This is a genomic window from Candidatus Nitrosopumilus sp. (assembly GCF_029882185.1).
Taxonomy (GTDB): Archaea; Thermoproteota; Nitrososphaeria; order Nitrososphaerales; family Nitrosopumilaceae; genus Nitrosopumilus.
On record NZ_JAOULD010000001.1, the window covers coordinates 46,517 to 66,554 of the forward strand.

At 33.8% G+C, this 20,038-nt stretch carries 28 protein-coding genes; 18 read left to right on the plus strand and 10 right to left on the minus strand.

Going from position 1 to position 20,038, the window contains the following annotated elements; genetic code table 11:
* Window positions 1-7: 7 nt before the first annotated feature.
* Window positions 8-1,297, minus strand: coding sequence for an HD domain-containing protein (locus tag OEW78_RS00300; protein ID WP_300322620.1), 1,290 nt, complete (start codon window positions 1,295-1,297; stop codon window positions 8-10).
* Window positions 1,298-1,434: 137 nt separating this feature from the next.
* On the opposite strand from OEW78_RS00300, the gene OEW78_RS00305 reads away from it, so the two are divergent.
* The gene (locus OEW78_RS00305) at window positions 1,435-1,827 is read left to right on the plus strand and encodes a hypothetical protein (protein ID WP_300322830.1); all 393 of its coding nucleotides are present in this window, start codon (window positions 1,435-1,437) and stop codon (window positions 1,825-1,827) included.
* Here OEW78_RS00305 and OEW78_RS00310 read toward each other — a convergent pair.
* Complete coding sequence (locus OEW78_RS00310) at window positions 1,824-2,378, minus strand: DnaJ domain-containing protein (RefSeq protein ID WP_300322622.1); 555 nt, start codon at window positions 2,376-2,378, stop codon at window positions 1,824-1,826. The two genes, OEW78_RS00305 and OEW78_RS00310, sit on opposite strands and share 4 nt — an antisense overlap.
* An 8-nt stretch (window positions 2,379-2,386) precedes the next feature.
* Window positions 2,387-2,830 (minus strand): Lrp/AsnC family transcriptional regulator, encoded by a 444-nt coding sequence (locus OEW78_RS00315; RefSeq protein WP_300322624.1) that lies wholly within the window; start codon window positions 2,828-2,830, stop codon window positions 2,387-2,389.
* 123 nt (window positions 2,831-2,953) lie between these two features.
* On the opposite strand from OEW78_RS00315, the gene OEW78_RS00320 reads away from it, so the two are divergent.
* Window positions 2,954-3,181 carry a tetratricopeptide repeat protein gene (locus tag OEW78_RS00320; RefSeq protein ID WP_300322626.1) on the plus strand — a complete coding sequence of 76 codons (228 nt, stop codon included), beginning with the start codon at window positions 2,954-2,956 and terminating at the stop codon, window positions 3,179-3,181.
* A gap of 92 nt (window positions 3,182-3,273) precedes the next feature.
* Window positions 3,274-3,771, plus strand: coding sequence for a tetratricopeptide repeat protein (locus tag OEW78_RS00325; RefSeq protein ID WP_300322628.1), 498 nt, complete (start codon window positions 3,274-3,276; stop codon window positions 3,769-3,771).
* On the opposite strand, the gene OEW78_RS00330 is transcribed toward OEW78_RS00325, so the two are convergent.
* The gene (locus OEW78_RS00330) at window positions 3,758-3,931 is read right to left on the minus strand and encodes a hypothetical protein (protein ID WP_300322630.1); all 174 of its coding nucleotides are present in this window, start codon (window positions 3,929-3,931) and stop codon (window positions 3,758-3,760) included. The genes OEW78_RS00325 and OEW78_RS00330 overlap by 14 nt on opposite strands.
* A gap of 380 nt (window positions 3,932-4,311) precedes the next feature.
* On the opposite strand from OEW78_RS00330, the gene OEW78_RS00335 reads away from it, so the two are divergent.
* Both OEW78_RS00335 and OEW78_RS00340 read left to right on the plus strand, forming a co-directional pair.
* The gene (locus OEW78_RS00335; protein ID WP_300322632.1) at window positions 4,312-4,941 is read left to right on the plus strand and encodes an HAD-IA family hydrolase; all 630 of its coding nucleotides are present in this window, start codon (window positions 4,312-4,314) and stop codon (window positions 4,939-4,941) included.
* Between the two features lie 74 nt (window positions 4,942-5,015).
* Window positions 5,016-6,113, plus strand: a complete 1,098-nt coding sequence (locus OEW78_RS00340; protein ID WP_300322634.1) for a radical SAM protein — start codon at window positions 5,016-5,018, stop codon at window positions 6,111-6,113.
* Here OEW78_RS00340 and OEW78_RS00345 read toward each other — a convergent pair.
* Both OEW78_RS00345 and OEW78_RS00350 read right to left on the minus strand, forming a co-directional pair.
* The gene (locus tag OEW78_RS00345) at window positions 6,110-6,415 is read right to left on the minus strand and encodes an MTH1187 family thiamine-binding protein (RefSeq protein ID WP_300322636.1); all 306 of its coding nucleotides are present in this window, start codon (window positions 6,413-6,415) and stop codon (window positions 6,110-6,112) included. The two genes, OEW78_RS00340 and OEW78_RS00345, sit on opposite strands and share 4 nt — an antisense overlap.
* 40 nt (window positions 6,416-6,455) lie before the next feature.
* Window positions 6,456-6,731 (minus strand): hypothetical protein, encoded by a 276-nt coding sequence (locus OEW78_RS00350; protein ID WP_300322638.1) that lies wholly within the window; start codon window positions 6,729-6,731, stop codon window positions 6,456-6,458.
* Window positions 6,732-6,843: 112 nt separating this feature from the next.
* Here OEW78_RS00350 and OEW78_RS00355 point away from each other — a divergent pair, with 112 nt between their 5' ends.
* Entirely contained in the window at window positions 6,844-7,464 is a 621-nt protein-coding gene (locus tag OEW78_RS00355) for a hypothetical protein (protein WP_300322640.1), read from the plus strand.
* Window positions 7,465-7,534: 70 nt separating this feature from the next.
* Here OEW78_RS00355 and OEW78_RS00360 read toward each other — a convergent pair whose 3' ends face one another.
* A complete protein-coding gene (locus OEW78_RS00360; RefSeq protein WP_300322642.1) occupies window positions 7,535-7,825 on the minus strand; it encodes a hypothetical protein in 291 nt (96 codons plus the stop codon).
* A gap of 27 nt (window positions 7,826-7,852) precedes the next feature.
* Complete coding sequence (locus OEW78_RS00365; protein ID WP_300322644.1) at window positions 7,853-8,680, minus strand: MqnA/MqnD/SBP family protein; 828 nt, start codon at window positions 8,678-8,680, stop codon at window positions 7,853-7,855.
* An 82-nt stretch (window positions 8,681-8,762) separates the two neighbouring features.
* Here OEW78_RS00365 and OEW78_RS00370 point away from each other — a divergent pair, with 82 nt between their 5' ends.
* From OEW78_RS00370 to OEW78_RS00380, 3 genes are all read left to right on the plus strand, one after another.
* The gene (locus tag OEW78_RS00370; protein ID WP_300322646.1) at window positions 8,763-9,665 is read left to right on the plus strand and encodes an SIS domain-containing protein; all 903 of its coding nucleotides are present in this window, start codon (window positions 8,763-8,765) and stop codon (window positions 9,663-9,665) included.
* Window positions 9,666-9,713: 48 nt separating this feature from the next.
* A complete protein-coding gene (locus OEW78_RS00375; protein WP_300322648.1) occupies window positions 9,714-11,906 on the plus strand; it encodes an elongation factor EF-2 in 2,193 nt (730 codons plus the stop codon).
* Between the two features lie 99 nt (window positions 11,907-12,005).
* The gene (locus OEW78_RS00380; RefSeq protein WP_300322650.1) at window positions 12,006-12,548 is read left to right on the plus strand and encodes a hypothetical protein; all 543 of its coding nucleotides are present in this window, start codon (window positions 12,006-12,008) and stop codon (window positions 12,546-12,548) included.
* A 3-nt stretch (window positions 12,549-12,551) separates the two neighbouring features.
* Here OEW78_RS00380 and OEW78_RS00385 read toward each other — a convergent pair whose 3' ends face one another.
* Window positions 12,552-12,920 carry a hypothetical protein gene (locus tag OEW78_RS00385; protein ID WP_300322652.1) on the minus strand — a complete coding sequence of 123 codons (369 nt, stop codon included), beginning with the start codon at window positions 12,918-12,920 and terminating at the stop codon, window positions 12,552-12,554.
* Window positions 12,921-13,042: 122 nt separating this feature from the next.
* Here OEW78_RS00385 and OEW78_RS00390 point away from each other — a divergent pair, with 122 nt between their 5' ends.
* Window positions 13,043-13,426: a DUF6659 family protein gene (locus OEW78_RS00390; RefSeq protein WP_300322654.1), complete on the plus strand. Its 384-nt coding sequence runs from the start codon at window positions 13,043-13,045 to the stop codon at window positions 13,424-13,426.
* Between the two features lie 216 nt (window positions 13,427-13,642).
* Here OEW78_RS00390 and OEW78_RS00395 read toward each other — a convergent pair whose 3' ends face one another.
* A complete protein-coding gene (locus OEW78_RS00395; protein ID WP_300322656.1) occupies window positions 13,643-14,371 on the minus strand; it encodes a class I SAM-dependent methyltransferase in 729 nt (242 codons plus the stop codon).
* A 402-nt stretch (window positions 14,372-14,773) separates the two neighbouring features.
* Here OEW78_RS00395 and OEW78_RS00400 point away from each other — a divergent pair, with 402 nt between their 5' ends.
* The 8 genes from OEW78_RS00400 to OEW78_RS00435 all read left to right on the plus strand — a co-directional run bounded on the left by OEW78_RS00400 (window position 14,774) and on the right by OEW78_RS00435 (window position 20,036).
* The gene (locus OEW78_RS00400; RefSeq protein WP_300322658.1) at window positions 14,774-14,995 is read left to right on the plus strand and encodes a hypothetical protein; all 222 of its coding nucleotides are present in this window, start codon (window positions 14,774-14,776) and stop codon (window positions 14,993-14,995) included.
* A gap of 216 nt (window positions 14,996-15,211) precedes the next feature.
* Window positions 15,212-16,267 carry a class I SAM-dependent methyltransferase gene (locus OEW78_RS00405; protein WP_300322660.1) on the plus strand — a complete coding sequence of 352 codons (1,056 nt, stop codon included), beginning with the start codon at window positions 15,212-15,214 and terminating at the stop codon, window positions 16,265-16,267.
* A 92-nt stretch (window positions 16,268-16,359) separates the two neighbouring features.
* Window positions 16,360-16,527 (plus strand): hypothetical protein, encoded by a 168-nt coding sequence (locus tag OEW78_RS00410; protein WP_300322662.1) that lies wholly within the window; start codon window positions 16,360-16,362, stop codon window positions 16,525-16,527.
* A 324-nt stretch (window positions 16,528-16,851) separates the two neighbouring features.
* The gene (locus tag OEW78_RS00415; protein ID WP_300322664.1) at window positions 16,852-17,067 is read left to right on the plus strand and encodes a hypothetical protein; all 216 of its coding nucleotides are present in this window, start codon (window positions 16,852-16,854) and stop codon (window positions 17,065-17,067) included.
* Window positions 17,068-17,983: 916 nt separating this feature from the next.
* A complete protein-coding gene (locus OEW78_RS00420) occupies window positions 17,984-18,397 on the plus strand; it encodes a hypothetical protein (RefSeq protein ID WP_300322666.1) in 414 nt (137 codons plus the stop codon).
* A 521-nt stretch (window positions 18,398-18,918) separates the two neighbouring features.
* The gene (locus tag OEW78_RS00425; RefSeq protein ID WP_300322668.1) at window positions 18,919-19,497 is read left to right on the plus strand and encodes a hypothetical protein; all 579 of its coding nucleotides are present in this window, start codon (window positions 18,919-18,921) and stop codon (window positions 19,495-19,497) included.
* A gap of 43 nt (window positions 19,498-19,540) precedes the next feature.
* A complete protein-coding gene (locus OEW78_RS00430) occupies window positions 19,541-19,768 on the plus strand; it encodes a hypothetical protein (RefSeq protein ID WP_300322670.1) in 228 nt (75 codons plus the stop codon).
* Between the two features lie 37 nt (window positions 19,769-19,805).
* Window positions 19,806-20,036: a hypothetical protein gene (locus OEW78_RS00435; RefSeq protein ID WP_300322673.1), complete on the plus strand. Its 231-nt coding sequence runs from the start codon at window positions 19,806-19,808 to the stop codon at window positions 20,034-20,036.
* Window positions 20,037-20,038: the final 2 nt, after the last annotated feature.

Genomic DNA, 20,038 nt, shown 5'->3' on the forward strand with positions numbered 1-20,038 from the left:
GGTAATTTTATATTTCGATTCTATAGTAATCCCATCTCTCTGGATCAAATAAGGTTACAAATTCTGCTCGTTCCTTAGTTATTCTGGATCTGATTACATCTCGTAATGCAAAACTCGTCATATACTTGAATTTCATTGAATGAGCCTGCATGATAAACATGTGACGCATTTCACTTCCTCCTTTCAATCCCCAGTAACCCATTTTCAATGCTAAAGGCTCTAAAAATATTGTATTTTCTAAACCATAATTTTCGTCTCTGATTTCTTCACGTAATTTGTAATTCTCCAGCGGCCCTCCTTTTGCAAATCCTATTACTTCCCCCTCTTTGTCATTTAATCTCAAAGTGTTGATAATTACTCTGGGGTCTTTGACTGTTTTTTCAAAATTGTCTCTTTCAAATTGCAACGGTCTTGGCAATTCCATGAATATCTCGTACAATGAATCAATAAACTTTGGATCATTTCTTGTTGTCATTGACTCAATTGTTGGAATCAATTTTAAATTATCATATGAATAATTTGCTTGAATCGATATCTCTTGCTGTCTGATTCTCATAAATGACAGTACTGTGTCAAAGAAATTTTTCCTCATCTCCTTTGGCAGTACCTTGAGAATTGCTTTTGCCATGTCTGTCTCTTTGTTTAATAATTCTTCAAAATATGCCACTGCACTCCTGACAATTAATGATGGTTTCCATGCCAATGCATGTGCATTCATTTTTGCCATCTCCATGGCTTTTGCAAAATCTCCTAATGCATAACCACTAACTCTATCTACTACGGAAAGATACCGTCCTATTTCCATTATGTGTTTTTGATACTGCAAGTTGTTTCTTGTTAAATCTGAATTGTTAAAACATTCTTTGATTTGTTCTTCTGCATTTTGTTTTAGCTTTCCACTCCAAGGATAAGTGGTTCTCAAAATTAACACCTTGATAATCTCCAGGTCTAAATTTGCTACCTTGATTAGATTACGTAGCTTTTTGTCCATTGAAATAAACTTTAAAACACTTTCTTCGTGAGGTTTGTCTACATTTTTTTGAGGATCAAAATCATGAAATAAAGCTGAAACATAAAGATATTTTATATCTTCATCTGTGAATTGGATTTGATTTTGTTTAGCTGCTAAAAGTGAAACATACATGACTTCTAATTCGTGATTGATGTTATGGTACCCGTAATATTCTGTTCCCAGTCCCTGGCTTTCAAATAGGTCGATGGTATAATCTAACATCTCGACATAACAATCCTCTTCTAACTTGCTCTCTACCATTAAACTAAGAATTTCGTTTTTCATCGAATGGGTATTTGCAAATTGCTGCAATATTCTTTGAACTGGTTTCGAGTTTTTAAAGATGATCTCTTGTGGTTTTCATGCTAATGTTAGAAAGATTCAATAGAATTACGATTTGGAACTTTTGTATGTCATTTAATATGCAATTATTGGAAAATCTGATGGCTTTTATTGAAAAAAATTCTCCAACATTTACGCTGTATGTGAATAATCAGACTTTTCCGATCGCCAGTACATCAATTTCAAATTCCCCAATACCTGTTAATGAACCAACTACTCGTGGTGGGGTATATTTTTCAGACAAATTTGCCTATAAAATGAAATGTGTTGTTGAGGATCTTTCTGTTGTTCCATTATTGACAAAAAAAATGCTTGGTCCTAATACTGAATTTGGAGAACTCAAAATTACCACTCAGATTGAATCTGACGGTAAACCTGTCTCTGTTGAGATTTTTACTAATTTGACAAACAGTGTTCAGACTCCTGAATCTATTGAACTCAGTATGATTATTGTAAAATTGGAATCTGTTTAACCTATTTTTAGATATCTGTCATACTTTTCTCTGCTTTCTTTATCTGATAGCACTTCGTATGCTTTGTTGAGTTTAGCCATTTCTTCTTCGGAATCTTCTCTTGTTTTATCAGGATGGGTTTTTTTTGCTAACTCTCTGAATTTTTTTTTGATTTCTTCTGGAGTGGCATTGTTGGGAACTCCTATGATTTCATAATAATTTGGTAATTCATCATTATTTACTGCATCTCTGAATTCTTTGTCTTCTTTTGTATTTCTACGTTGACCTAGTTCTTCATAATCATCTCCCCAATCTGAGTGGTATTTTTCAAACGTCTTGTCTTTTTTAGATTCCAACTCTTCTTTATCATATGATGTTTTTTTCCTAAGAATGATGTCTCTTGCAAGAAACAGAAATACTCCTAAAACTGCAATCGCAAAACCTGAAAACAAAATAATTTTTTCTTCATCTGAGACTTCCAATTCCATGTCCAGATTTCCATTTTGGGCATGTCCTGTTTGTGATACTCCAAAGACTATTGCAAAAATCATAAAAATTATAATTTTTTTCATTTTTATCCCTATGATAATCTAAAATCTTCTTTTGTGGTGTTGAGTACTACGTGAGTTATCGTATTTTCCACATTTGTAATAGATGCTAAGCCCTTTACAAACCTGCTCAATTCATCTCTTGCCTTGAATTTTGCAATGACTATGGTGTCTGTTGAACCTGTAATATCGTATACTCCGCAAACATTTTCAAATTTTGCTATCTCATCTTCTATGTCCACAATTTTATCGTTTTTGGCAATAATCTCTATTATTGCAGTTAATGAATATCCTATTTTTTCATGGTCAATTATTGCAGAATATCTTTGAATTACTTTCTCTTTTTCTAATTTTTTGATTCTGGATAGAACGGTAACTGTTGACAACCCAAGCTTTAGCGCTAACTGTCTTGCTGATTGCCTTGCATCTACTAGTAGATGATTGATGATTTTTTCATCTGTTTTATCTAAGACCATGCTCTGTAATTGTGAAAAATATATTTAAAATTTCACTAAATTCGTATAAATTTGTTTAATTTTATCTGTTTATCTACTATGACCTATTTTCAAATTTAATACTCATGAAATGCGTATTGATTTATGGATGACATTGAGGTTCTTGTCAAAAAAGGACAATCTTTAATGAACGAGATGAAATTTGATGATGCTCTTGGGTTCTTTGAGCAAGCTTTGCTTCTAAATCAAAATGATCCTGATCTCTGGAATCATAAAGGAGTTGCTCTACGCAGTTTGGGAAGGTATGAGGAATCTATGGATTGCTTTAACAAGTCTCTTGAAATTGAACCTCGAGACAAAAATGCATCTTGAAATTTTATGATTATTGCATTATGTCGTATTCCGGTTGAAATGCTATTTACTATAAGTCAATCTATATTATTAACAAAATATTATCAAAGACGATGGGTAGTAAAACAGAGAAGATGCTTGCACAAGCTTTTGAATATACTGAGGATGGAAACTATTCTGATGCCTTGAAATTATATGATTTGGCATTACAAGAAGAACCTGAGAATTCTAGTATACTAATTGACAAAGGGGTGACTTTGCAAAATTTGGGAAAACTAAAGCTTGCAATTAAACAATATGATAAAGCTCTTGAAATTTCACCCACAAATCTTGACGCACTGCTAAACAAAGGTGCAGTATTGCATTCTCAAGAAAAATATCTTGAAGCTATTGATTGCTATGATCTCGCATTAAAAATTGATAAAAAATGTGCCATGGCTCTTGCTTACAAAGGCCTCTCTATGGGAGAAATGGGTGAATTGCAAGATGCAATCAAACTTTTCAAAAAAGCACTGTCTATTGACAAACACTATGATTTAGCAAGCATTTCCAAAGACACAGCGCAAGAATTACTAAAATCGATTAATGAAAAAAAGTCTAGAATACAGTGACGTCTCCAGGTGCTGGTTCTCTTTTATTCTGCTTTTCATTTTTTTCAAAGAAATCAACATGTGTCAAATTTTGATGTTCCCGTAATTTGTCTATGTTTTCAAACCCTTCATGACAAAGATAGCATTTTGGTTTGTGTTCATCAATTAGAGGAAGTACCATGATTGATACTGTGTGATTGCCTACTTATTTCTTGAGAATATGAGGTTCTGGGCATGTTAAAACAAAATAACCCTAATTCCAATCATAAATATACAAACTTTCACTCTAAATTCATCTGTATTTGATCTAGAATGAGTATCTGAAATTCATGTAGTTTATAGGATGAAAAAAACTATCTCTTGTAGAATGAAGGTATTCTAGAGCTTGATAATGAAAAATGATTAAAGAAAAATGCGATCGTTGTGGTGCCAACTTGGGAACAGAAAGTAAAAAAACTAAACAGAGGTTTTGCGGAAACTGCAAAAAGAAATTTGACTTGTATCGGTGACGATTTACTGTATTTTGACATATATTCTCAAAAAATGACTGGGTTTTAGAAATTGGAAAAACCTGTGGTAATATTTGATTTTGATGGAACTATTGCCAATACTTTGGATTCTCTAATATCTATAATGAATGATCTTTCTGATGAATTTGGGTTCAAAAAGATCAAAGAAAGTGATGTGGAATATCTACGAGGAAAAAAATCACGTGAAATTCTAAAACATCTTGGGATTTCAATATTCAAACTTCCTTTTGTAATTAGAAAGGTTAGACGAGAAATCAATTCTCATATTGCACTTTTATCTCCTTCTGTAGATTTACTTCCAGTATTGAAATTACTTAAGGCAAATGGTTGTCATGTGGGGATTGTCACAACAAATATTGAAGAAAACGTGAGAAAATTTCTACACGCAAATAACTTGGATTTCTTTGATTTCTTTTACACTGCAAAGAAAGTTTTTGGCAAAGATCGAACTATCTCTAAAATCATTAAAGAAATGAATGTTGAAAAATCTAATGTTTATTTTATTGGTGATGAAGTTCGTGATATTGAAGCTGGCAAAAAGGTTGGCATCAAAACAATTGGTGTGAGTTGGGGATATAATACAAAAAATGCCCTTGAAAAAGAACGTCCTGATTATCTGATTGATTCTCCTCTGGAACTCGAAAAAATCCTTCTTTCTTGACAAATTAGCCTCAAAACTATTGGAATTCATATTATTTCACTAAGGAATATATCATGATGGGAAAACAAATCATCATGCTAGAACAACTAGTTGGAGATTCCCAGGCATTAGATCGTGCCTTATCTGGAGAAGAACTGTCGTATAATGATGGTCTTGAATTAATGAACTATGATAATTTGCATTTACTTGGTGCTGTTGCAGATAATGCTAGAAAAAACTTGGTTGGTGATACTGTTACTTTTGCAGCATCCTATTACATGAACTATACCAATGTGTGTGCAGCTAGCTGTCAGATGTGTGCATTTTATCGTAAAGACGGTGCTGATGATGCGTATACTCTAACTCCCCAAGAAATTGAACAGCGCGTTGGAATTGCAAAACAGATGGGTGCAACTGAAGTTCATATCGTAGGAGGATTTCATCCTAAACTTCCTTTGGAATACTATGAGGATATGATGAGAACGATTAAAAAAAATCATCCTCAGTTAAACATCAAAGCATTAACTGCAGCTGAGATTTACTATTTATCGAAATTGACAAAAAATTCTACAAAAGAAATCTTGTCTCGTCTCAGGGCTGCAGGACTTGATTCAATGCCTGGAGGCGGTGCTGAACTATTTCATCCAGACATTAGGGGAAAAATTGTCAGAGGAAAATGTACTGGACAACAATGGCTTGATGTCATAGAAGAAGCTCATAATATGGGTATCAAAAGTAATGTTACGATGCTTTATGGACATATTGAAAAGCCTGAACACGTCGTTGATCATCTAATCAAAATCCGTGAATTACAAAAGAAAACAAATGGTTTTCTGACTATGATTCCTTTGAAATTCAGTTTGGATAATACAGAATTAGAACAAGAACATTTGGTCAATAATGAATGCTCATCTGTTTATGATTTGAGGATTATTGCATTATCTAGATTGATGCTTGCAAACGTCTTGAACAACATCTCTGTTTATTGGGTCGCATATGGGAAAAAGCTCGCACAAGTAGCTTTGTCTAATGGTGGAAATGATTTGGTAGGAACTGCATTCTCTGAGGAAATCTATAAGGCTGCTGGAAAATCTACCTCTTCTTCAGTTGAAGAACTAGCAACAATGGTCAAAGAAATAGGCCGTATGCCTGCTCAAAGAAATACTCATTTTGATATTTTGAAAAAATTCTAACTCATCTGTTTTTTAATAGATTCTAGTTTTTCCTCCATTTTGAGATGTTTGTCTCTCCTTGAATCTATTTTGATTATCACTTCAACTCTTGCAATTCCTAAATTATGAACAGTTTCCATCATTTGTTTTGTCGCAGAGTTTATCGTCTCTATGTTATCTGATTCTAGAATTGTCCCCATTGCATTGATTTCGTATCTGAGATTCTCAATTTTTTGAATGGATTCTATTGCTTTTGCAATGTAAAAACTAGCACTGGTGGTTTTTGTTGCCATGGGATAAATGCTGATTTCTGCCTGAATCAATGATATGTCTGTTAGATTATTTGAGATTAAAAGTTTTGAATCATTCTGCAGGCTTTTTCTCTTTTCTTTTAACACTGTCTTTTTTCCGTCTTGCTCCAAAACTAATCAATACTAGTAAGAATCCAATCCCAATTAAAATCCCTGACAACATTTGGTAAGCTTGATTTTGATCTTCAGATATCATCAAATGAATAATTTCTTCCTCACTCATTCCTGCTTGGCCTGTTGGTTGATCAGCAGATATTATTGTTACAATTATTCCTACAACAATCATCACAATGCCTCCTGCTAGAATTTTTTTATCCACTAAGACCAATTCAAAATATTATAAATTTTCATCATATATTAGGTATTTCCAAATAATCTTTTTTGGCACTATGCAAAATATTATCACTAGGCTATATACAACGTTTGAACTTTTTTAATTATTGAACTCAAAAATTGAATCTTTGATTGTTTTTGCAATAATGGGTGGTGTCTTGCTGCCTGCACGGCTGTTGTTTACAGAATTTGTATCTGATGATTGGCTTGGCTCTTTGGGTGTAATTTCTGCAATTTCTCTTGCTGTAATTGTGCTTGCAAAGAAGAATAAGCTTTGGTTTTTTGGACCTATGCTTGAAAGACAAATTTTCAAATTTCAAAAAGGTAAACGTGGAATATTGATCTTTGCCGAATCTGCATTTCTACTAGTTGTTTTGGGAACCATGGTTTTTGCAATTGATCAAGGCTATTCCCAACATTCAGAACAAAAGAATATGCCCATTTCAGAAACCGTGTATCAGTCAAACCATGTCCTAGAATCTGCCAAAAAAATGACTCCGTCCGATTGGATATTTGGAACTTTGATGGCTCCTGTTGGCTTTGTTACGGCATTTCCTCAAATGAGTGCTGCAATGGCATCAATTGATCAAAGCATGGATGGGTGGCTGATGCATTTTTACACTGTGGGATTTGTAGAATACCTTGAACTCGTAGGAATTTTGCTATATTATAGAATCTTATACAGAGGAAAAACCATGAATTTGAAATTAAAAACTCCGGTTCAGTAATTTGAATATTTTTGTTGACTGTCCTTGTTTTCAAATTAGTTGAATGATTCTTTTGAAATCTTCTAGTTTTTTAAAACCCTTCAGGAGGTCTTTGGACAAAAACATTGCAAACTAGGGCATCTGTTTTTTCATCTCTATACTGAACATTACATGAAACAAATTTTCCTTCAAGTGCTCTTTCTAAATCTTCTTTGGTCTTCTCTTCATATTGTGGTTGGTCTGGATCATCAATCTTGCTCATGATGATTTTCTCAACTTTGCCGTATTGTTCCTGATTGTCTTTTCTTGTATGGCTGATTAACAATTCAAAAGCATTGTTTGTAAGAATGTTGAGAACTGCGCCCCCGATCCCATCTCCCATGTCTTCTAAACTTTTTTTGTTCTATAATTACTTGCTGGCAATACTGATTTTAAAATCTGGGACAAGTTCTTTTTCTTTTGCCATTCTGAACAGTCTTCTTATGGATTCTTCTCCTGCATCTCCCATGTTGACAGTTACGCTGTTTACGTACATTTTTACAAATTTCTCAATCAAACTCCTTTCTTTTCCTCTCGCATATTGCATGGCGTAATCTATCGCATCATCAAAATGCTCAATTCCAAATTCAATTGATGATTGCAGGTATTTGTCAAATTTCACTATTGTATCCATGCCAAGATCTGCTCTCATGACATTAATTCCTAGTGGCACGGGTAACCCCCCTGTTGTTTTATCCCACCACTCCCCCACGTCTAAAATTTTGACATTTCCTTCTTGCTCATAAGACAACTGAGTTTCATGAATTACTAGTCCAACATCCACTTTGCCTGATTTGACTGCTTCTGGAATATCACTAAAATTCATTTCAACATAATCGAATTTCCCAATCATTAATTGCAATAGTAAAAATGCCGAAGTCATTTTTCCTGGAATTGCAATTTTACATTTTTTAATCTCATCAATTGTCATCATTTTTCTAGCTGTAACTATGGGGCCGTAATTAATTCCAAAACTTCCCCCACTTCTCAAAATTACATATCCTGGAATGTATGCACATGCATGTACTGAAACTGCTGTCACATCTAGTTTTGGATCTGTTGCTTTCTGATTTAATTTCTCAATGTCCTCAATGACATGATTTACCTTAAAATCTGGTGATGGAATTTTTCCTGTAAACATTCCATAAAACATGAATGCATCATCAGAATCAGGAGTGTGTCCTACAGAAATTTCCATATGTTTTTGCTTAATTTTGGTAATAAATACCAAAACCTATGATGATAGTTTTTCTAATATATGGCAAAAATAAATCTTCATTATGAACTCAATAGATGCTTTTGAAGAAGATATTAAATTACAAACAAATTTTCTAAAATCATTCAAAAAACAAAAAACAATTTCTCTCAAAAAACAAAAAAATGTTCTCTTTACTGGGAGTGGTGATTCACTAGTTTCTTCTCTGCTTGCAGAATCATTTTCAGGGGGATTAGTAAAAGCAATGGACCCTCTTGACCTATATCAAAATAAAGAAATAGCAAAATCAAAACACGTGTATTTTGTATCCATTTCTGGAAATACAATTACAAATATCAAAGTTGCAAAGATTGCAAAAAAATCCACTGCAATCACATCCCAATCTCAGAGTAGGCTTGCAAAAGCATCTGATTGTTTAATCTTACTTGATTCTCCAAATAGTGGAATTTTTACTGCTGGTAGTATTTCTTTTTTGGAAAGTGCCTTAACGTGCATTTCTTTAGTAAAAAATATCAAAATTCCAGATACTTCTCTATTTAGAACTGCCCAGAGATCTGCTCAAAAAGTCAAAGTTTCAAATCGTATTTTTGTTTTGGGAAATCTTTATACTTTTCCTGTAGCAATGTATTGCGCTGCAAAATTTTATGAAATTTTAGGCTATGATGTACATTATTCCAGAACAGAACAGTTTTCTCATATGGAGTTGTTTTCTATAAAAAAAGGCGACACTGTGATAATTTTTGAAGAGAAAAACCCTTACACAAAACAATTGGGGCAAAATCTAAAGAAAATTGGAATCAATGTTATTCATCCTATAATGCCTTCTGAAATACTATCTCAAGTGGTTTTTTGTATTTTCTTTTCTCAGACGGTTGCTCTTTTTGAAGCAAGAAAGAGAAGAAAAAAAGAATGTCATTTTGTCACTGCAAAAAAGATTCGCGATGTTTCCAACCAAATGATCTATTGATCTTTTAGAAGGCTAAGGTTTAATACCTGAATCCTAAGTTTTGCGAATATGGTAAAATTCAAGTCTACCGGTGAGGTTCTAAAAATCATCAAGAACAAAGACCAAATTAGAAACTTTGGTGTAATTGCTCACGTAGATCACGGAAAAACCACGATGAGTGACAGTCTTTTGGCATACTCTGGAATTATTGCCCCCTCTGCTGCTGGGAAAGCTCTGGCAATGGACTTTGATAAAGAAGAGCAAGCAAGAGGAATTACAATTTACCAAGCTAACGTTACATTACACTTTACAAAAAACAATACAGAATATGTCATTAACATGATTGATACACCTGGACACGTTGACTTTAGTGGAAGAGTCATTAGAAGTCTAAGGGCTATTGATGGTGCAGTAGTTGTCTGTGATGCCGTAGAAGGTATCATGACACAAACTGAAACGGTAACCAGAATGGCCCTTGAAGAGAGAGTAAAACCTGTCTTGTTTATCAACAAAGTAGACAGACTCATCAAAGAACTTAGATTGACTCCAGAAAAAATGCAAGCCCAACTAGCAGAAGTGGTTTCAAATTTCAATACTCTTATTGACACCTATGCCGAACCAGAATACAAGCAAAAATGGAAAGTCTCAATTCAGGATTCCAGTGTCACATTTGGTTCTGCAAAAGATAGATGGGCAATTAATTTAGAACTGATGAAAGAAAGAGGAATTACATTCAAAGATGTCATAGATGCATATGAAAATGAAAAAGTACCAGAACTCGTAGAAAAAGCACCATTGGCAGATGCAGTTCTTGGCATGGTTGTAAATCATCATCCTGCTCCTCATGAAGCAGTAAAGTATAGAATTCCACAAATTTGGAAAGGTGATTTAGAATCTGATATTGGTAAAGCATTGCTTGCATGTGATGACAGTGGACCGACAATTATGATGGTGGTAAACATGGTTTTAGATCCTGCAGCAGGACCTGTTGCAATTGGAAGACTGTTTTCAGGTACAATCAAAGATGGACAAACTATCAATATAATAGATGAGAAAAGAGAAGGACGTGTCCAATCTGTTAACTTCTTTATGGGTAACCAAAGAGAACAAGTTGGAGAGTTGGGCGCAGGAAACATTCCTGCATTGTTGGGATTAACTGAATGCAGAGCAGGAAATACTCTATCATCTGTTAAAGGCATTCCAATGTTTGAAGGTGTAAAATATGTCTCAGAACCAGTAGTTCAAATTGCTATAGAGCCAAAACATCCAAAAGATTTACCTAAACTTGTAGAAATTTTAAAACAACTCACCATTGAGGATCCAAACCTTATTGTGAAAATTGATGAAGAAAGTGGTGAAACTATTGTTGCCGGAATGGGTGTATTGCACTTGGATGTTGCAACACACAGAATTCAAGATGCAAAATGTGAGATTGTGACATCTGAACCTCTGATTAACTATAGAGAAACTGTAAAAGGAACATGTGAGCCAATTATGGCAAAATCTCCAAACAGACACAACAAGATTTTCATGAAAGTAGAACCTCTAGAACCTAAAATTGCCCATATGCTAAGAACTGGTGAAATCAGTGACATTAAAGACAAAAAGGTTGTTGCAGATTTACTCAAAGATGCTGGTTGGGATACTGATACAATCAAGAGAGTTATGAAATTTGATTCACGTGGAAATGTAATGATCAACGGAACAAAGGGTGTGCAGTTTGTCCAAGAGTCTACTGATTCTATTAATTCTGGATTTGAAGAAGTGATGAAGGAAGGACCTCTCTGTAAAGAGCAGATGAGGGATTGTAAATTCATATTTACTCACTTTGTTCCTCACGAAGACACCGCCCACAGAGGTTTGTCTCAATTGGGCCCTGCATCTAGAAGAGCATGCATGGGTGCATTACTTACTGCAGGTACTGCCGTATTGGAACCAACTTTGGCAATTGAAGTTCGTGTCCCAACTGATTTGGTTGGAAACGTTGCAACAATTCTTTCTGGTAAACGAGGCAAAGTTCTTGACATGTCCCAAAAAGGTGCATCCAGTATTGTGGTTGGTGAGATTCCAGCTTCTGAAACATTCACTTTATCTGAAGCAATGAGAGGTCAAACTGCAGGACGTGCAACCTGGAACACTTCATTTAAGGCATGGACTGAAGTTCCAAAGTCTATGCTTGCATCTGCAGTTGCCGATATTAGAAAGAGAAAAGGATTGGCTCCAGAACCACCAGGTGTCAACGAGTTTATCGATAAAGAGTAAAAATAGAATCCCCCTTTTTACGAACAAAATTGTGCTATGTTTTGAAGGAAGGCTAAGTAATGACGAAAGTTATATGGAAAAACATGAAAATAACAAAAATTGAATTACAATGAAAGAGTTCAAAATTTAGAAAAAACTATCAAAGAACTGGATGACGAATTAAAAATATTGACTGCTAGAAGAGAAGAGAATATGGATACAGCTGTAAGATTAGTCAATGATGAAGTAGATAATCTCAATTCTATTGGCACCCAATTAAATTCTCAAACAAGTAAGAAGGATGCATCTATCTTAGAGAAACAAATTCAATTTTCTATTGAAAAAATGAAAAATATATTCTTCATGCATAAGAAGATCATGCATTTACATTTAGAGTCATTACGTCTACATAGCAATATTATTAGAAAAATATCTCCAGATACTTCCGACCTATTAAATTCAAGAATAGATGAATCAGAAGCATTATCTATACAATTAATTAAAAACTATGATCAATGGCAGAAAAAAGGATATGATGAAAATGATAAAGAAAGAAATGAATTAACCAAAGAATTGTTTGATAAAATTAATACCGTAGAAAGTGAGATTATAATTTCAAGGAATTGTATCAGAGACACACTCAATAAAATAAAGAGTAAGTAGATTTCAAAAAAAATTAATACATAAAGCCATCGACTCATCTATTACTTTATCATCCATATTCTCAATCCTCCCCAACCAAAACCTCTTCCTGTCTGCATTAAGATTAACCAATCTTTCCACTGTCTTGAATTTTCCAATGGCATCAATTGAATCAGATAGTATTGCAGTTCTGAGACGATTGACTCTTGTAACCTTCATTATCTGATACAGATTACTGTCTTTCTCAATGGTATCTAGATGCTCGATATCCTTACCGTTAATCTTTCCAAAACCTCTTTTCTTCCATTTTCCATTGAATCGATAGATGCCATTCTGCAACACATACACGTCATTTCCTGAATTCTCATAGGCAAAACCTAGTTGACAAATCATACGGAAAGAAAAACCTTCAATTAATAATCTCAAATCAATTCTTGAGAGTATTTTTTAATTTAGACTGAATAACCTTTGATTAAGATTCTATACTTTTATTCATGTATGTAAAATACAATGTTATGCCTTCGTCTGAAATTGATAATTTAGAGCAATCTTGTCAGAAGGTTTTAGGGTTACCAAAAATTCGCTTTGTCGGAGTGTTGGACAAAATGGGAAACAAGGTTGCAGGAGGTTTTAAAGAAGGGATAAAGTCGTTTCTTCCTGACAAAGAGAATCGCAGGATGTATGTTCAACTTATGCTGGAATACATGATGAGAAAAGACTTTGATGAACAATTGGGATCTATTGACTATATTGTTTCAAGGAGAAGTAACGTGACGATGATCAGCATCCCAACTAAAGAGTATCTTGTTTTAATATCTGCTCAAAGAGATGCTAATGCTCAAGAAATCATAATGCATGTCAATTCAGCTTTTACCACACTGCCTGACATCAAACCCTGACTTGCAAAGTTTTTCTAATTAGTGCGTATCTGACTGTCCTCATTTGATTAGACAAATATCTGGCAAATTGCAGTCAAACTAGAGAAAATAGCGCCATGTCAAAGATGTATTTACAAATAAACACAACATGGCAGAAATTAACGCAATTATATTTGGTCTTATTTCTGTTGTAATTTCAATTATCATATTTTTTGCAAAATCCATGATGATAATCGGCTAAACCTCTTTACTTGGAAACACGTTGCCAAATGTCTGAATTTTACCCTCCACTTTAACTTCAATAGGAATCGGTCTGACATTTTTTGAATGCAATATTGATTTGAGCTGAGTTTTGGTAAACCATTGACTCCTAAATCCCAAGCTGTTGTGGAAAACCCGATTCTCTTCATCAAAAGAATCATCATCTATTTTTCTTATCATGGGCATCATGGGTCTGTAAAGTCGTGGTGCGACAAAACCAAAATCATCTCCATTAAATGCAGTAATTATGACCAAACCCTCCGTCCCAGCAATTTTTCTCATATTGTCTACAAATGATTGCCTTTTCTCAGATGGGATCACCCCAAGCGTGTTATACAGGCACATCACGATGTTAGTACGTTCTGAATCGAAATGGTCAGAAAGATTAGGGTCTGTTAGATCTAGTTGTAAAAATTTGATATTGTTTGGGTTTCGACCGTGATTTTCTTTTTTTTCGTTGGCATGCCTTATCATGGGTTTTGATACCTCTACCCCTACAAACTCGACAGAATCCTTCTCAAGCATTTTGTCTAGTGCAAATATTGCCCTGCCAGTACCTGCACCCATATCTATGATTGAACAGTTTTTGTTAGATTGACAAATATTTCTGCACAGATTGAAGATAATCTCCATTTCTCTATCAAGATATCTGACTATTATGGGATCTTGATTGGATTCAATACTTTTGTCGTAATCTGACGCCATGTCGTCCCAGAGGCCCTCCTTCATTGTTTGAGTTTTTTAGAATTTGTATATTGGTTTTGTTGTTGATTGATAGAATCTCTAAAAAGAAATTACTAGTGATTTGATGTTTCTGGATGATATTTTTTATTGACATGATTAAAAACAAAGTTTTGAAATCAATAATTTCCAATGCTCCCAATATGTTTTCTCAACCAATCCTCGTGGAAAAATAAATCTAGTTCCTTAAGAAATATGTACAACCAAGGTTAGCTTGGAATTAACGTGAAAAATCTTAAATCTGTTCGCCTATAAGAAATAATGATTCATATTTTGAATCTCGGCTGTAATGTGAAATTCTGATGCAGTCAAACATTCCAATATGGTTAAGTTTGTTATAATTTAAAGAACAATAGCTGAACATCTATGAATTTTATCACAAAAAAAGTCTTGGAATTTCAGTACAAAAAGTTAGATGATTCTAAAAAGAGATTGAATCAACATATAGAAAAAAGAGATTCTTTGATTAATTCCAATTATGATTCTAAAAAAGAGATTGAAAAAATAGAAAAATATATCGGTATTTGGAACAGGAATATTCAAAAAATAGAAAAAGAAATCAAAAAGATCGAAGATAAGGAATCTTAGATTCTAAACTCCAACACGCTTAAGCTAATACGGAATTCAGAAAGACATGATTCCTAAAGGAAATATGCCGGGCGTATGTCAAGATTGTGGAGAACATATTTCATATTCTAAAAAGTCTGTGAAAACTCATTCAGAATTATTGAAAAAACATAGGTACTAAAATCAAATTAAGATGAATAACTATTTTTAATACCAGAATGTAGTAAAATGACAAAAATGTCAATTGATGAGGAAAAATTAATGAATTTTATGCATAAGGCAGTTAATGATCTAGGTGCAACAGTGAGCGCATCACTTGTTGTCATTGGTGAAAAAATGGGCCTTTACAAAGCAATGGAAGGAGTTGGCCCGATAACTGCAGAAGAACTGTCAAAAAAAACAGGAATAACAGAACGATATGTTTCTGAATGGCTCAACAATCAAGCTGCAGGAGGGTATGTAATTTATGACCCACAAACACAAACGTATCTTCTTCCAGACGAACATGCGGCATGTCTTGCTGATGAAAATAGCCCCACCTATCTTCCAGGAGCTTTCCAGTCTTTTACGTCAATGGTTAAAGATGAACACAAGGTAACTGAAGCCTTCAAAAGTGGTGAAGGCATCCATTGGGGGGATCATCACTGTGACTTGTATGAAGGGGTGGAGAGGTTTTTCAAGACAGGCTATCTTGCAAACCTTGTATCTAATTGGATTCCGTCTCTAGATGGAATTGAAACAAAACTGAAATCCGGAATCAAGGTTGCAGACATTGGGTGTGGTCATGGTGCATCCACAATAATAATGGCAAAAGAATATCCAGAATCTGAATTCATCGGGTTTGATTTTCATCCTGATTCGGTAAGCATGGCAAGAAAAAGGGCAGAAGATGCAGGAGTAAAAGACCGTGTAAAATTCGAAGTTGCAGATTCGACTAGTTTTCCTGGAAAAGACTATGATTTTGTTACGGTATTTGATGCATTGCATGACATGGGCAATCCGCATGGCGCCTCAGAGCAAATCTTCAAATCCATTAAATCCGATGGATCCTGGATGATTGTAGAGCCATTTGCAAGTGACAAACTGGAAGAAAATCATAATCCGATAGGACGTTTATTTTATGGTGCTTCCACTAGTGTATGTGTCCCATGCTCACTTGCGGCAAAAGGACCAGGTTTGGGTGCCCAGGCAGGTCCTGCAAAAATAGAGCGAGTTGTAAAATCTGGTGGATTTACAAAGTTCAGGATTGCCACAAAGAATCCTTTTAACATTGTGTATGAGGCAAATCCATAACACAAATTGCTTTTCCATTCAACTCCCCCGATCCTTTCTGTTGACTGTTGTTAAATCATAGTATTCAAATAATATTGAAAATAAGTAACGTCGTGCCAAGTATCTCTGCTTTTATTCGTATGATGGTCTTGTTTTGGAAAAATGGTGATGTATTAGAGCCAATATTGAAAACGTTGCCTGAAACACTTCCTAAAATTGGGGATGACTTGAAAAAAAGTGGAAAATTTACTTCAGATGTAAGTAAAATGCTAAGAGATTAAGGAGGAAATACGATTAATGCAGAAAAAGTCTCAAAACAAGTTGCAACGATTCTCGAGAACACAGAATTCCCAGCATTTAATATTTCTGCACCATTCCCATATCATAATCAAGGATCCAAAACTGCATTAAGATGGGCTGCATTCACAATTAGACAGGCAGCAGATTCAATCAAAATTCAAGTTCCAACTGGAATAACAATGAATCCCAAGACTGTAGGCATAGGATGATTTACGGTACCCATACCTGATGTTGATAAACCTCTAGATCCATATCATATTTCCTTAGCAACAGAAGTACCTGATGCCCTTAATGATGTAAGTGAGATGTTAAAGACAACAGCAGACGTATTGGAGACCTTGGAATCAAACACTGTTCATCTCATAAAACAAACCCAAAACCAAATGACTCAATTGGGTGAAACTTTTGGTACGGCAGGCAGTCTTCTTCATACAACTGGGAACTATGTTTACTGTGCAGGAAAAATATTTCGTTTAGAACCTCCTTTGCCAAACGATGAAATGCAATGTCCGCCTTCATGATGGAAAAATTATTTTGACATGATGGATATTTCCCATCGCTAAAAAATATCAAAAAGATTTAGAAAAATTTGAATCAGATTTGAAAGTAATTGAGAATGAAGAAAAAGTATTCAAAGAAAATAGAATACTCGCACTTTGGTTGCTAATCTGTTCCTATCATACGCAAAAACAAATTAATCTTTTAGAGCACAAAATGATAGGTTACTATTAAACTTGGAGTTGGATTCAATCGAATAATTTCCATGCATAATTGATATGTGGAGGTTAAATACAATTTTTGTATTATGAAATTATGCCTCAGTTAAAAAATAACAAATTCTTCAAAACAATCCAAAACAAATGGAATCTCCTAGAGAAACCTGATGGAGAATGGATGTCCTCTGAAGAATAGCCTCGTCGTTAATCCCTAATGGATGTCACGATGATTTTAATGAGTTTCAAAAAACCCTCTTTATTACGTCTAAATCTGTGCATAGAAAGAGGCCTTTTGTTTTTATCACATATTCGATGATCTTTTGTCAACCCCTTTTTTGTAGATGTACATTAGCACTAGGTAATCTTTGCATTTTTCATTATATGCCAAAAATATTTTTTCAAATTTATAAAATGTAAAAACTGTGGCAAGGAGTCGTTTGATTCAAGACTAAAATTCTGTTCTATAAATTGCCAAGATGATTATATTAGTAATTTAGAAAAACGTGTAATTGGTGCAATGAATGCTGATTCTTCACATGCTGATAAAATGAGTTATTCAGAATAATCTTCTCTTATGACTCCTTTCAATCAGAAATTATTTGTTCATTTGAACAAACAAAAAATGTCTGTTTCGAACCAAAATCACTAATCATTACCACTCACTAACTTTTATTACCACTCATTACCAATAGTATATATACTGGAATAATTATGCTGAATCATGAGTACTCAATCTCAAACTAGCGATGCATTTGCAATGTACAAACAAAATATTCAGAAATATTTTGAAAATGTTTCAAAACTAACTCCGCAATATTTTCAGTCTGCAACAGAATTGCAAAATGAATGTATGAAAACTTGTCAAAAAACAATCAATGCCGCAGTTTCAATACAGCAAGAATTTGCAAAGAAATCTGGAATTAATACAGATATTCCTGACTCTGCAAAAACTGCTATTATTGACACTAACAAGCAAATTGTTCAAGCAAGCACAGTGAACAATCAGTTAGTGAAAACTGCTATTGATGCAACTGTTCAAAATTTCAAAACATTCAATGAAAATGTTAATGCATTTGCTGAATTGAACAAAAATATCATCCAAACATGGATATCTCCCTTCACACAAAAAAACTAGTGTGAATGGCTTTCTTTTTATTTTAAAATTTCATGAAATTTGATGAAGAATCATCAAATCTCATGATGTGTTAGGTAATTTGAATTCCAAAATTTGTATTTAAGCCCGATGGATGATTTCTCAGTTGATCTTTTGATCATATTAAATCCGTTCTTTCATGCCTATATTCTGCAAATTCAATATCGGGAATTGACAAATCATCTGTATTTTTGCATATTTCACAATTTGCAAAATATTGAACAATGTTGCCTGGGATTTTTTAATTTAGACGATCTTATTTCTTGCCTGATTGATGCCAATGTGATTTTGATGGTAAAAGGTTGATGGAAAAACGATATTCAAGAAAGAACTCATGGAAGAAGACAGACTCAAACAAGAAGTTACTGAGACAGAAAGAAATTGGATGATCTTGAAAAATCTGAATCCTAAAACAACAATCTTGATTCCACCTGAGTTTGATTAATAAAATATCAAAAACTAATTAATAGTTGACCTGTATTATATAGGTCGACCTGAAGATAATGAGTCAAATTAAGCCTAACTCTGAAATATATGAGCGTGAACGAGTAATTCTCGAGACCATCAAGAATTATCCTGAACTACATCATAATGCCTTGTTGAAAAAAATTGTGCCAGAGTTTATGGCAAAAACAACCTTTGAAAAAACAAGGGATTCTTTATTGGAAAAAGAAATCATTATCGTTTCCCATAAAGGAAATATGAAATTTTACACTCCTGTTAAAAATTTCGAGGAGAGAATTCATCATAGAATTGAACAAAATACCAATAATTCATACCATGATTTAAAATTGAAAATCAAAAAATTAGATACTGATTACTCTCACAAAGATATTGATGACAAAATATCGATTGCAAATTTTTTATTAAGAAACTTAATTCTGGTCGATACTGGATTCACACTCTTAGATTCTGTAAAAAACCCTAAAAAGACACTGTATCGTGATGAACACTTGACTGTTCAGCAATTAATTGATCATGTTTTTGAAATTATTAGACAAGACAAAGACTTTGAGATCATTTTTCCCACCACTGTCAGTAATTTAGTTGGGTTTGTACCTCCTACATTTTTAGATAAATAGGATTCCCTCTAGTTATTTATTCGGGATTGTTTATGGTGATCATATGGGATTACTTTATACAAAATTTTACATGGATTTTAACGGTGATGAATGGAAACAAATTTCCAACAATCCAATCATATTCCAAGCAATCAAAGATGATGTCAGTTTAGAAGTAGAGGATGTTTCTCATAAATCATATAAAATTAATTTCAAATCTGGTGGAAAACTCAACATGTTTAGAGTAACAGGAAAATTTCGTCTAACTTGGAATGATGACGATGTTGCCTGACTATATCAAATAATAATGGGTGTCGTAAATTCATTTCATGTCATTAAAAGAAGAAATAAACAAAATTTCAAAAGATTTTGAAAATACATCTTCTGAAAAACTGATTGATGTTTTAAATCAAATAAAACCACATTTCAAAAATGAACTAATTCCTGAATACCTTCAAGCCAAAATTCAAAAAATTCAAGCCTCTACAGATGAGCCTGAAAAAAAGAAACAGTGTAAGGCATTATTGCCATATTTTGATTGGTATTTACAAGGATTGTAAAA

Excerpts from the sequence above, each read along its gene's own strand:
- OEW78_RS00300 (WP_300322620.1), bottom strand. The coding sequence starts at position 1,297 with ATGAAAAACGAAATTCTTAGTTTAATGGTAGAGAGCAAGTTAGAAGAG.
- OEW78_RS00305 (WP_300322830.1), top strand. The coding sequence starts at position 1,435 with ATGCAATTATTGGAAAATCTGATGGCTTTTATTGAAAAAAATTCTCCA.
- OEW78_RS00310 (WP_300322622.1), bottom strand. The coding sequence starts at position 2,378 with ATGAAAAAAATTATAATTTTTATGATTTTTGCAATAGTCTTTGGAGTA.
- OEW78_RS00315 (WP_300322624.1), bottom strand. The coding sequence starts at position 2,830 with ATGGTCTTAGATAAAACAGATGAAAAAATCATCAATCATCTACTAGTA.
- OEW78_RS00320 (WP_300322626.1), top strand. The coding sequence starts at position 2,954 with ATGGATGACATTGAGGTTCTTGTCAAAAAAGGACAATCTTTAATGAAC.
- OEW78_RS00325 (WP_300322628.1), top strand. The coding sequence starts at position 3,274 with ATGGGTAGTAAAACAGAGAAGATGCTTGCACAAGCTTTTGAATATACT.
- OEW78_RS00330 (WP_300322630.1), bottom strand. The coding sequence starts at position 3,931 with ATGGTACTTCCTCTAATTGATGAACACAAACCAAAATGCTATCTTTGT.
- OEW78_RS00340 (WP_300322634.1), top strand. The coding sequence starts at position 5,016 with ATGCTAGAACAACTAGTTGGAGATTCCCAGGCATTAGATCGTGCCTTA.
- OEW78_RS00360 (WP_300322642.1), bottom strand. The coding sequence starts at position 7,825 with ATGGGAGATGGGATCGGGGGCGCAGTTCTCAACATTCTTACAAACAAT.
- OEW78_RS00365 (WP_300322644.1), bottom strand. The coding sequence starts at position 8,680 with ATGGAAATTTCTGTAGGACACACTCCTGATTCTGATGATGCATTCATG.
- OEW78_RS00370 (WP_300322646.1), top strand. The coding sequence starts at position 8,763 with ATGAACTCAATAGATGCTTTTGAAGAAGATATTAAATTACAAACAAAT.
- OEW78_RS00375 (WP_300322648.1), top strand. The coding sequence starts at position 9,714 with ATGGTAAAATTCAAGTCTACCGGTGAGGTTCTAAAAATCATCAAGAAC.
- OEW78_RS00385 (WP_300322652.1), bottom strand. The coding sequence starts at position 12,920 with ATGATTTGTCAACTAGGTTTTGCCTATGAGAATTCAGGAAATGACGTG.
- OEW78_RS00390 (WP_300322654.1), top strand. The coding sequence starts at position 13,043 with ATGCCTTCGTCTGAAATTGATAATTTAGAGCAATCTTGTCAGAAGGTT.
- OEW78_RS00395 (WP_300322656.1), bottom strand. The coding sequence starts at position 14,371 with ATGGCGTCAGATTACGACAAAAGTATTGAATCCAATCAAGATCCCATA.
- OEW78_RS00400 (WP_300322658.1), top strand. The coding sequence starts at position 14,774 with ATGAATTTTATCACAAAAAAAGTCTTGGAATTTCAGTACAAAAAGTTA.
- OEW78_RS00405 (WP_300322660.1), top strand. The coding sequence starts at position 15,212 with ATGTCAATTGATGAGGAAAAATTAATGAATTTTATGCATAAGGCAGTT.
- OEW78_RS00415 (WP_300322664.1), top strand. The coding sequence starts at position 16,852 with ATGTTAAAGACAACAGCAGACGTATTGGAGACCTTGGAATCAAACACT.
- OEW78_RS00420 (WP_300322666.1), top strand. The coding sequence starts at position 17,984 with ATGAGTACTCAATCTCAAACTAGCGATGCATTTGCAATGTACAAACAA.
- OEW78_RS00425 (WP_300322668.1), top strand. The coding sequence starts at position 18,919 with ATGAGTCAAATTAAGCCTAACTCTGAAATATATGAGCGTGAACGAGTA.
- OEW78_RS00430 (WP_300322670.1), top strand. The coding sequence starts at position 19,541 with ATGGGATTACTTTATACAAAATTTTACATGGATTTTAACGGTGATGAA.
- OEW78_RS00435 (WP_300322673.1), top strand. The coding sequence starts at position 19,806 with ATGTCATTAAAAGAAGAAATAAACAAAATTTCAAAAGATTTTGAAAAT.